This is a genomic window from Mesorhizobium sp. M7A.F.Ca.US.006.01.1.1 (genome assembly GCF_003997935.1).
In the GTDB taxonomy this organism is placed as follows: domain Bacteria; phylum Pseudomonadota; class Alphaproteobacteria; order Rhizobiales; family Rhizobiaceae; genus Mesorhizobium.
Genome location: NZ_RZQL01000275.1, coordinates 1 through 8,687, shown reverse-complemented (window position 1 = coordinate 8,687; position 8,687 = coordinate 1). Strand labels below are relative to the sequence as shown.

The following is an 8,687-nucleotide window of genomic DNA, read 5'->3' as shown; positions in this document are numbered from 1 at the left end:
GGAGGAAAGACCATGACGCCTGACGCGACAAATCGCGGAGGCTACGGGCAGCCTAGACACATCGGCCCTTGTTGCTGGATTGCCGTTGTGCCGTAGCTATAGGCTCGTCATTTGGTCACTCCTTGTGACCAAATGGTCGGCGTGGTCACCGTCACCCAAAAAATGATCGTGCCGACCTGGCCATGGACCGATGCCCTGTGAGATTGCGTTCATTGGATGTTCGTTGCTTTAGTCAATCGCAATGTAGCGTTGAGCGGAACGAAGTGGGCCCGCCACTGAGGACACAAACAGCGGCGGGCCTTGCTTTGAGACCTGGCCCGGGGAGCCAGGCTGCGAACTCAACTTCGATTTCAGAAAGAGGTTCCAAGCCTGCAGAAAAAACCCCCCCTGCCTTGACGTCCAAAAGTCCATTCGGTGACCTGCTGGCTATCGTGTCGCGGTCAGGATATTCGTCCTGTCGCCGGCGCGAATTATGCTCTGCGTCTCAGTCGGTCGGGCCCTTGGGCTTCGTCTCGGACGTAGCTCCGTCGAGGAGACAACCCGGCGAGAGGTCACATCGAGCAGATGCAGGCACTCAGTCAATTCTTGCCGGGCCGATTGGCCTTGGATGATTCCACGTCCAGCTGGGCGCGACTGGCATGAAGCAAGGCCGCGATCAAATTTTGGTCGGCTGACTTTTTGCCGGTGTATAGGCACACAAGCTCGCGGGCCTGGACCGTCGAATCGGATTCCGGGCTCTCCCTGATGGCTGACGTAAGAGCCCGGGAGAGTATGTCGAAATCCAACAACGAAATACCCGGTCGGCTTCCTTTCATGGCCAAATCCATCCTGTTGGTCTGCAGGCAATACTCGAAAGGTCGATAATGATGAGAATCGGCATCACCCCCATTCCTTCACGTGCTCAACTTCAGAAGCTCTCGGGACATTTCGCCGAGCCCGGCGGCGGCGCGTGGATAGCCGCGGTGCAGCGCCACCGCAATTACAAAGGTTAATTCGGCTACGCCATCGAGGATCAGATGGCTTGGGGCCGAGTGTTCGCAAATCGCAGCTATAAATCAAATCTTCAGGGTAAGTTGACATGCTGGCCATGTGCATTCGGTCTTGTCATCCACGGCAGCGTTGCAGACACTTTCTCGGTGAAGCCGACCTTTGTGCCCGTTTCAGTTCAGTCATGGGTCTTGCGCGTGGGCTCCAGACTTCCGACCATCGTACGCCGAATAGCAGGCATCACAGGCCTCGTGCGGCTCAGCTGGCCACTGGACAACGCTACAGCATTGATCACACAGCCGATTTCGGAGATCGCCGACTTCTCTTGCGTTCACACGCCAGAGATCGCTAGTCTAAACCTGTGCGCGAAGTTCCTTGCATCGATAAAAGCACACGCGCTCAGGAGCGGATCGCAGGCTTTTGTTGTCCACCTGTGTGGTCGCCGGATGCGCCGAAACGTAAGGACTTTCGCCTCGCCGACCGGAGTCGCCGACCGTGCGCGCAAAGCCGCAGAGCAGTTCCCGCAGCCGCATGTTGAGCCGGACCGCCACTTCAAACATACCGCTCATCGGCTTCACAACTCTGGTGCGCTCCGGTAGGGGGCCAGCCCAGCAGCACAGATCGCGACGCCGTCTGGCCTGTCAGTCAGGAGTTTGCCACAGCAACGAAAAGCGATTGTCCCTGCCGGTCGATACGGAACAGCACTGGCTTTTTCTGCTGACGGGATTTCGCCCATTCCTCGCGGACGTCAGACGGCTGGGTCATGTTTCGGTTGTTGGCCGACACGATGACGTCGCCGGGCCGGATGCCGCTTTCGGCCGCAAGACTGTTGGGAGCGACATCCTGGACGAACACGCCCGTGGTGTCGGCCTGCAGGCCGAGTTGCTGGCGCGCTTCGTCCGGAATGGCGCTCAGCGACATACCAAGGCGCTGGTCCTCAGTCCCCAGGCTTGGAATGGCACCGGTCTGTTCCTCCTGGTCCCTGCGTCGATCGACAGTCAGCGACAATTCCTGGTTTGTGCCGCTCCGGTTCGTTGTTACGGTCACTTTCGATCCCGGCTTCTGGCTTGCTGCCGCCAGCGTCAGGTCATGGACGCCTTGGATGTCCTTGTCGTTGAACCGGGTTATCACGTCGCCGGCCTGGATTCCCGCTTTCTGCGCCGGGCTGCCAGCCTCGACCGAGGCAACCAGCGCTCCCTTGGCGCCCGGCATTCCGAGCGCCTCGGCGATGGAGGGCGTGATCTCCTGAAGACGCACGCCGATGAAGCCGCGCTCGATGCGGCCAGTGCTGATCAGTTGGTCGACGACAGTCCGAGCTGTGCGCGAGGGCACCGCGAACCCAATGCCTATGCTACCGCCTGACGGCGACACGATTGCCGTGTTGACTCCGATGACTTCGCCGCGCGCGTTGAACAAAGGACCTCCCGAGTTACCTCTGTTGATCGAGGCGTCAGTCTGCAGGAAATCGTCGTAAGGACCGGCCTGGATATCGCGAGAGCGGGCAGAAAGGACGCCGACAGTGACCGTGCCCCCGAGGCCGAAGGGACTGCCGATGGCGATGGTCCAGGCCCCTGGTTGCATCGCGTCCGAATCCCCCCAGGCCGTCGCCGTCATGTTGGGCCGAGGCTCGACTTTCAATACCGCGATGTCGGTTGCCGGATCGCGGCCCACCACCCGGGCGGGCGCCGTCTCCTTGTCGGAGAACACGACGTGAATCTCGGTTGCGTCTGCGACGACATGGTTATTGGTGACGATGTAGCCTTCGGGACTGATCACAAAGCCGGAGCCGAGTGCTTCCCGCACCTGGGGCTGGATACGCCCTCCTCCGTCGAAGGGATTGAGAAAGTCGTTGAGCGTCGTTTGATCCTGGATGATCTGCCTGGTCGTGATGGCGACAACCGCGGGCAGCTTCTGACGCACGATTGCGCTGAAGTCGTTCGGAATTTCCTGTGCGGTGGCCGGAGCAAGGCCGCCAGTCGAGAGCATCAGGGCTCCTGTGATCAAGCCAATGCACAAGTTCCTAGAGAGGTAAGACATGACTGGTTCTCCTGCCGGATTCGGGTCCTTGATTTTCGCCCGACGTCAGAACTGAGATTCTCGCCGATTGTTTCACCGGCTGGATAAAATGGTTCTAAGGCGTTGACCACGGGAAATGTGACCCGTGCCAAGCCATTGAAACTTGCTTGAGACGTCCCAAAATTTCGTCTGGCGGGAATCGCGAGAGCCGCCAAACTCAAACACGCAGGAGATTGTCTGAAGCGGAGGACCATCAATGGAAGCAGCCATTTCGACCCATTTTGCCTCGATTGAACCCGTGGCCCCCGATGTTTTTCTGGACCGATTGCTGCATCCGGCACGGCATTTCAAACATCCCCACGACGTCTTGGCCGACGTTGCCCTGGACGGTCAGGAGAAGCGCGCCATCCTTTCGTCATGGGCGTCGGATGCCTGCGCGGTAGAATCCGTGCCAGCGCTTCGCATGCTGCCGGGGGCGGGTGAACCAGTCAGCTTCGATGCGATCATGGATGCATTGCAACAATTGGATCAATCGGACGAGCTTGCCGGTCCTGATGGCAGTGACAGCGCGATGGTGGCCGGGTTCGTGCCATTCATCGATCGGATTTAAGCGCGACCTGATTGTTCGTGAACCATTGACCCGTCGGCGAGTGACCCCGCCGGCGGGGGGTGGCATGGGTGCGTTTCGCCCGGATTGCCGCTGAAAATTTTCCTAATACCTCTTGAAGGTGCAAGTCGCGATTCTAAATTGATGGTCGCCGGTCGCCTGATGGGGCCGGCAAGACCAGGAGGCGGCAAGGCTCTTGGCGCCTCCTATGATCCATGTTGCTCAAAGGAGGATGTGGTTATGAACCTCGATTTTACCCCCCTGTACCGGTCCAGCATCGGCTTCGACCGCATGGTCGACATGCTTGAAAATGCGAGCCGTGTGGCCTCGTTCGACAACTGGCCGCCCTACGATATCGCCAAGGTTGATGATGATGACTATCGCATCACGATGGCGGTCGCCGGTTTCTCGCAGGACCAGCTGACCATCACTCACCAGCCCAACATGCTGGTCGTGAGCGGGTCGCAATCCGGCGATGAGAACGGCCAGTATCTCTACCGCGGCATCAACGGGCGCGCTTTCGAGCGTCGGTTCGAACTGGCCGATCATGTCAAAGTTGCTGGCGCCAGCCTTGAGAACGGGCTGCTGAGCATCGATCTCAAGCGCGAGGTTCCCGAGGAGATGAAACCGCGCAAGGTCGAGATCTCCAGCGGGGCTCCCATTCCGAAGATCGAAGCCCGCAAGGTCGAGACCGAGAAGCTGGCGGCCTGAGCAATCCACGATGAAGGCATCGCTTGAGCCGGGCGTCCGGCCCGGCTCACAGACCTACGAAAGGAGAAAGACAATGAGCGTACGTGATTTGATCCCATGGGGCCGGGGCAACGGAAACTCGGCGCCCAGTCTCTTCCCTGATGGAGATCGAGACCCCTTCGTCTCCCTCCACCGGGAGGTAAACCGGCTGTTCGATGACGCCTTCCGCAGCTTCGGCGCCAGACTGCCGGCCTTCAGTCCCTCTTTTGCCGCCACTTGGCCCAGCGTCGAAATTTCCGACACGGACAAGGAAGTCCGCGTCACGGCGGAAATACCCGGCCTGGACGAGAGCGACATAGAAGTCCTGCTGGACAACGGGGCGCTCAAGCTTAAAGGCGAGAAGCGTTCCGAGACCGAGGACAAAGACCGGCAGTTCTCCGAGCGCTTCTACGGTCGCTTCGAGCGCCTCATTCCGCTCGGCTACGAGGTCGAGGAAGACAAGGTCAACGCCGCCTTCAAGAACGGGGTGCTGACCGTGACCTTGCCCAAGACCGAGCGGGCGCAGGCGAAGGCCAAGCGGATCGCAATCAACGGCAAGAACTGACGCACGGCAGTATGAGCAGCGGCCGTAACGGCCGCTGCTCGTACCACCCTTCATGATAGGAGGGACAGACAATGGAGACAGTTCAAAGCAGCGACATCAGAAGCCCAACCAGGACCTCCGGCCGGCCGGACAATGACAATCGGCCTCGTGTCGACGAGCCGGCTTTGTCAATGGGGCGGTCAGTGTTTCCGGACGGCGTGACGGCACGGATCTACCAGCCATGCCGCTCGGCCACGACCTCGGCAAAGCCCCGTAAGGACTGGCGATTGATCTTCGAACCTCGCACAGCCCCGTTCATCGAGCCGCTGATGGGCTATACGGGCGGCCGGGACACCCTGACCCAGGTTCGACCGGATTTTCCGACGCTGGAGGCGGCGATCCGTTATGCGGAGCGCCAAGGCCTCAGCTACGTGGTGCAGGCTCCATCTTCTGGCTCTCAGGCCAAGGTCAGCAACAGGCAAGCATCGGAGGAGAGGCACGCCTTTTCCGACGTGGTTTGGCAACGGCTACTATTGGCATGGCTTCAGGCAAGCCACAACTATGGCGCTGGTGCAGAGGCAGCGCACATACAGACGGCGCTTTCCGAGCCCGAGACATTCTACGCCTCTCCGATGCAGGTGGTGGATGACCCGGTACTCGCACCCGAAGAGAAATGTGCCGTGCTCAAGAACTGGGCCTGGAACGAGTACCTGATCGACCTGGCCACCGCTGAAGGCATGCCGGAAAATGCACGTCCGACGCGATTGGACGAGGTTGAGCTCGCTCTGCTGGCCTTGGAAGGCAGTACCCAGAGATTCCAGACTCGGCTCAGCCCGGTACGATCCCGGATAGCCGCATGATGGAGGCAAGAATGGACCCACTGATCGTCTTCGACGCCCAACGGACCATCCCGAACCCCTTCGCGCTTGCGGTCGCGGCAGCAGGGCGGGCGCGCGCACTGGCGCGCGGCGCAGCGCCCCGGCTGGCGGCCAGGCCGAAGAGCCGGCCGCATCTCGCATTGAGTGAGATCGCCGGCAATTCGTTCGAACCTCGGGAGATCGAACCCTTCCTCCTGACTGAGCCGATCTCGCCGAAGGACTGCGTCCGTTTCAAATCCGGACCCAAGAAGCTTTGCGGCATCGGGCCGAACAGGCCCGCTGCCGCACCCGTCCTCGACTCAAGGGCGGTACATTGACGTACTGAAACGCAGGAAAGGAGAATGACGATGTTGAAGAATCTCGCTTCCGACAGCAGCAGGCGGGCGCTTGATGTCGTAAACATCCTTGCCGGCATCGCGCTGGCGCTCTCGCCTTGGCTCCTTGGCTATGCTGCCGATGCTGTTGCCGTCTGGCACGCCTTCATCGGGGGCGTAATCACCGTTCTGATCGCAGCGCGCGCGTTGGTGGCGTTCCACAAATATGAGGAATGGGCGAACCTTGTCGTCGGCCTGTGGATTGTGGCCGCACCTTGGGTGCTTGGCTTTGCCGGCCTGGCGGCAGCAATGTGGTCGCACGCCATCGCTGGCGCTGTGGTTGCTGCCCTGGCAGCAGCCAGCCTTTGGCTCGCGAATGACCGACCGCTCTCTGCAGCCTGATCATAGCCGCTGGCGGGTCCGACTCTTCCGGGCCCGCTCTTTTTTTCGCGAGACGATGCCGGCGGCGATGAAGGCGTTGACGTGCCAGAATTGATGCGCTCCGGTTTGACGACCTATATCCCGCGCTGTGTGGAGTGGCCGCAATGGACATGAGTAAAGGAAAACACAACGCTGCCTTCGCTGCGTTGATGCTCTTCCAGTCTATCTACACTGCTACGCCGGTTAGAGGCCTTGCTACGCGACGGCAAGATCGCCGACGTGCAGGTTGGTGGGCCGAGGGCCTCGCGGACAGACGCGCTGGCAGCGGGATGAGGTGCCAATTGCCAAGAGGCTGCTGGGCTCGGCCGGCCAATTCTCTCTTGAACTGAAAAGAGCCATTTCCAATATCCTCTCTGTGCCGAAGGCGTCACGCAGACCGGCATGTTTTGCCGAGGAATCATCCTGCGTCACCCGAAGAGACACAAGCGCCGCTTTAGGGCTTGAAGTGAGGTCACGATGGAGAGCGCTACGTTCAAACAGCCGATTTTCGTGCGAGATGACAGTTTCGTCCTCAAAAAGATCGGTTGCGTCATGGATGCCATAGAATTTCTGGAAGAATGGCCGGTCGAAAGGCGCGGCCTTCTCCACGGAGCGGCCTGTGATACATGCTACTCGGCGTATGATGGTCGCAAGTCGGTCGAGGCCGCGCACAAGGCGTTTGCGACCTGGGCACGCAGGGTGGGTGTGATCGAAGACGTTCCCTTGGCGCCGTCTTGGATGACAGGGCCGAAGATTGGCAGTGCACACGAACTAACCGTTAAAACTCTCTGCGGCGGCAATCACGCCGCCGCAGCAAACAATCTGCCACGCGCTCACGAGGAGGAGAGGCTCGGTTGACCAGATGACGGACGGGCTGCGCCAGCAACTCGCGCTATCGTATTCGGGGGCTGCGGACGATCGCCCTCCCGCTGCCAACCCCGATGAGCAAAGAGCCTTTCACATCTGCAAGCCGCAGCCGCCGATTGCAGCTCAAGCCGAATGCAGGCCTTCACTGCACCAAAAAAGTCCGCTACACATAAGGCATGGTGCATTCATGGCCTTGCGGACGGGCGAAGCCGTGAGGCGAGACTCGCCCACGCCTCGACCAGTCACGGCACAGCGGATTGAGCGAGTACTCGACCGCGTCGCCGAAATCATTGTGGCACGAGGTGACCATGGTGAGGCATGGCTCCCGTTATACGACCACTTGGAACGCGCCTTGCAGGACCACTGGGCGAAGGAAGAACGTCTTGCCGCAGTGCGTCAGCGGGTCATACGATCCCAGGATCGAGCGGCCACACGATCTTCATAGTTCCTGTTGCCACATCTTCATGTCGCCGTCCTCGCCATATTTCGGCCGGTAGATCGGGTAGCCCATCAACATGCGCCGAAGCTCCTCGCCGAGCCTACCGTTCTTCATGCGGTCTTCGAACGAGTGGCGCGGTGAATAGACAGTGTGTATTGTTCTCGACGGCCGCCGACCGCGTCAACAGATGATGATTTGGCAGGCTCGCCTATCGTGCTCTCGGCTAGTCCGCAGGATCGTGCCGAGGAGCCCGGCGACCAATATCTCTGCGAGAGGCTGATAGACAAATCCAGAGACACGGCATGGGCGGTATCGGACACGCGCTGCTTGTGGATTTCGCCCAGCATCAACGATGCCTACAAGGCATCGTCAGCAGCCTCGCGAAAATCTCTGGCGTGCGGATTTTATACGGTCAGTGGTGTCGAGGGCGCGGCGCACGAACACGCAGCTCTCGTCTCTGACCCCTCTGAGCACACGGCGATAGTAATGGAAATGATCGCCCCTCCGTTGCAAGAAGCGGTCGGGAGATGCTCTCCGCGTCGTCTTCCCACGTCTGGGATGCACCATTTGGAAACAGCCGCAAGGCCGACTGCCTGAGCGTGCGGATCACGCGGCCGCAGCTCAGGGCGCAGCAGTCCGCGTTGCCCACCCCCCACTTAGCAGCCCTGTGCCTTCAGGGACCGGACCATCCGCACGACAACAGGGTCATATGGTTTCTTTTCCGATTTCCTGTAATTAATTATGAAAAGCGCGGCGCGGTCGCCGCAGACCGTGATTGCGCGGACATAGCGGATCTCGCCATTCTTGACACCCGAGTAGCTTGCCCATCTGGATGTTATGCGCCGATAGGTCAGTCGCCAACCGGACTTTTTGTCCTCTATCATGC

8 protein-coding genes are annotated in these 8,687 nt (G+C 60.1%); 7 read left to right on the top strand and 1 reads right to left on the bottom strand.

Annotated elements, in window-relative coordinates:
* Positions 1-1,632: 1,632 nt before the first annotated feature.
* Positions 1,633-2,973 (bottom strand): Do family serine endopeptidase, encoded by a 1,341-nt coding sequence (locus tag EN943_RS31725; RefSeq protein ID WP_224673115.1) that lies wholly within the window; start codon positions 2,971-2,973, stop codon positions 1,633-1,635.
* A 286-nt stretch (positions 2,974-3,259) separates the two neighbouring features.
* Between EN943_RS31725 and EN943_RS31720 the strand changes: the two genes are divergently transcribed.
* The 7 genes from EN943_RS31720 (at position 3,260) to EN943_RS31690 (ending at position 7,353) form a co-directional block, all read left to right on the top strand.
* Positions 3,260-3,613, top strand: coding sequence for a hypothetical protein (locus tag EN943_RS31720; protein WP_127367034.1), 354 nt, complete (start codon positions 3,260-3,262; stop codon positions 3,611-3,613).
* Positions 3,614-3,850: 237 nt separating this feature from the next.
* Positions 3,851-4,321, top strand: a complete 471-nt coding sequence (locus EN943_RS31715) for an Hsp20 family protein (protein WP_127367036.1) — start codon at positions 3,851-3,853, stop codon at positions 4,319-4,321.
* Positions 4,322-4,394: 73 nt separating this feature from the next.
* Positions 4,395-4,904, top strand: a complete 510-nt coding sequence (locus EN943_RS31710) for an Hsp20/alpha crystallin family protein (protein ID WP_013525023.1) — start codon at positions 4,395-4,397, stop codon at positions 4,902-4,904.
* Positions 4,905-4,975: 71 nt separating this feature from the next.
* Positions 4,976-5,743, top strand: coding sequence for an NADH dehydrogenase ubiquinone Fe-S protein 4 (locus EN943_RS31705; RefSeq protein WP_127415967.1), 768 nt, complete (start codon positions 4,976-4,978; stop codon positions 5,741-5,743).
* Between the two features lie 11 nt (positions 5,744-5,754).
* Entirely contained in the window at positions 5,755-6,078 is a 324-nt protein-coding gene (locus EN943_RS31700; RefSeq protein ID WP_127415966.1) for an RNA polymerase rpb6, read from the top strand.
* Between the two features lie 30 nt (positions 6,079-6,108).
* Positions 6,109-6,477 carry an SPW repeat protein gene (locus EN943_RS31695; RefSeq protein ID WP_127415969.1) on the top strand — a complete coding sequence of 123 codons (369 nt, stop codon included), beginning with the start codon at positions 6,109-6,111 and terminating at the stop codon, positions 6,475-6,477.
* 495 nt (positions 6,478-6,972) lie between these two features.
* Entirely contained in the window at positions 6,973-7,353 is a 381-nt protein-coding gene (locus EN943_RS31690; RefSeq protein WP_024505614.1) for a DUF982 domain-containing protein, read from the top strand.
* Positions 7,354-8,687 lie beyond the last annotated feature (1,334 nt).

Coding starts and splice junctions, on each gene's coding strand:
- EN943_RS31725 (WP_224673115.1), bottom strand. CDS start 2,973: ATGCTCTCGACTGGCGGCCTTGCTCCGGCCACCGCACAGGAAATTCCG.
- EN943_RS31720 (WP_127367034.1), top strand. CDS start 3,260: ATGGAAGCAGCCATTTCGACCCATTTTGCCTCGATTGAACCCGTGGCC.
- EN943_RS31715 (WP_127367036.1), top strand. CDS start 3,851: ATGAACCTCGATTTTACCCCCCTGTACCGGTCCAGCATCGGCTTCGAC.
- EN943_RS31710 (WP_013525023.1), top strand. CDS start 4,395: ATGAGCGTACGTGATTTGATCCCATGGGGCCGGGGCAACGGAAACTCG.
- EN943_RS31705 (WP_127415967.1), top strand. CDS start 4,976: ATGGAGACAGTTCAAAGCAGCGACATCAGAAGCCCAACCAGGACCTCC.
- EN943_RS31700 (WP_127415966.1), top strand. CDS start 5,755: ATGGACCCACTGATCGTCTTCGACGCCCAACGGACCATCCCGAACCCC.
- EN943_RS31695 (WP_127415969.1), top strand. CDS start 6,109: ATGTTGAAGAATCTCGCTTCCGACAGCAGCAGGCGGGCGCTTGATGTC.
- EN943_RS31690 (WP_024505614.1), top strand. CDS start 6,973: ATGGAGAGCGCTACGTTCAAACAGCCGATTTTCGTGCGAGATGACAGT.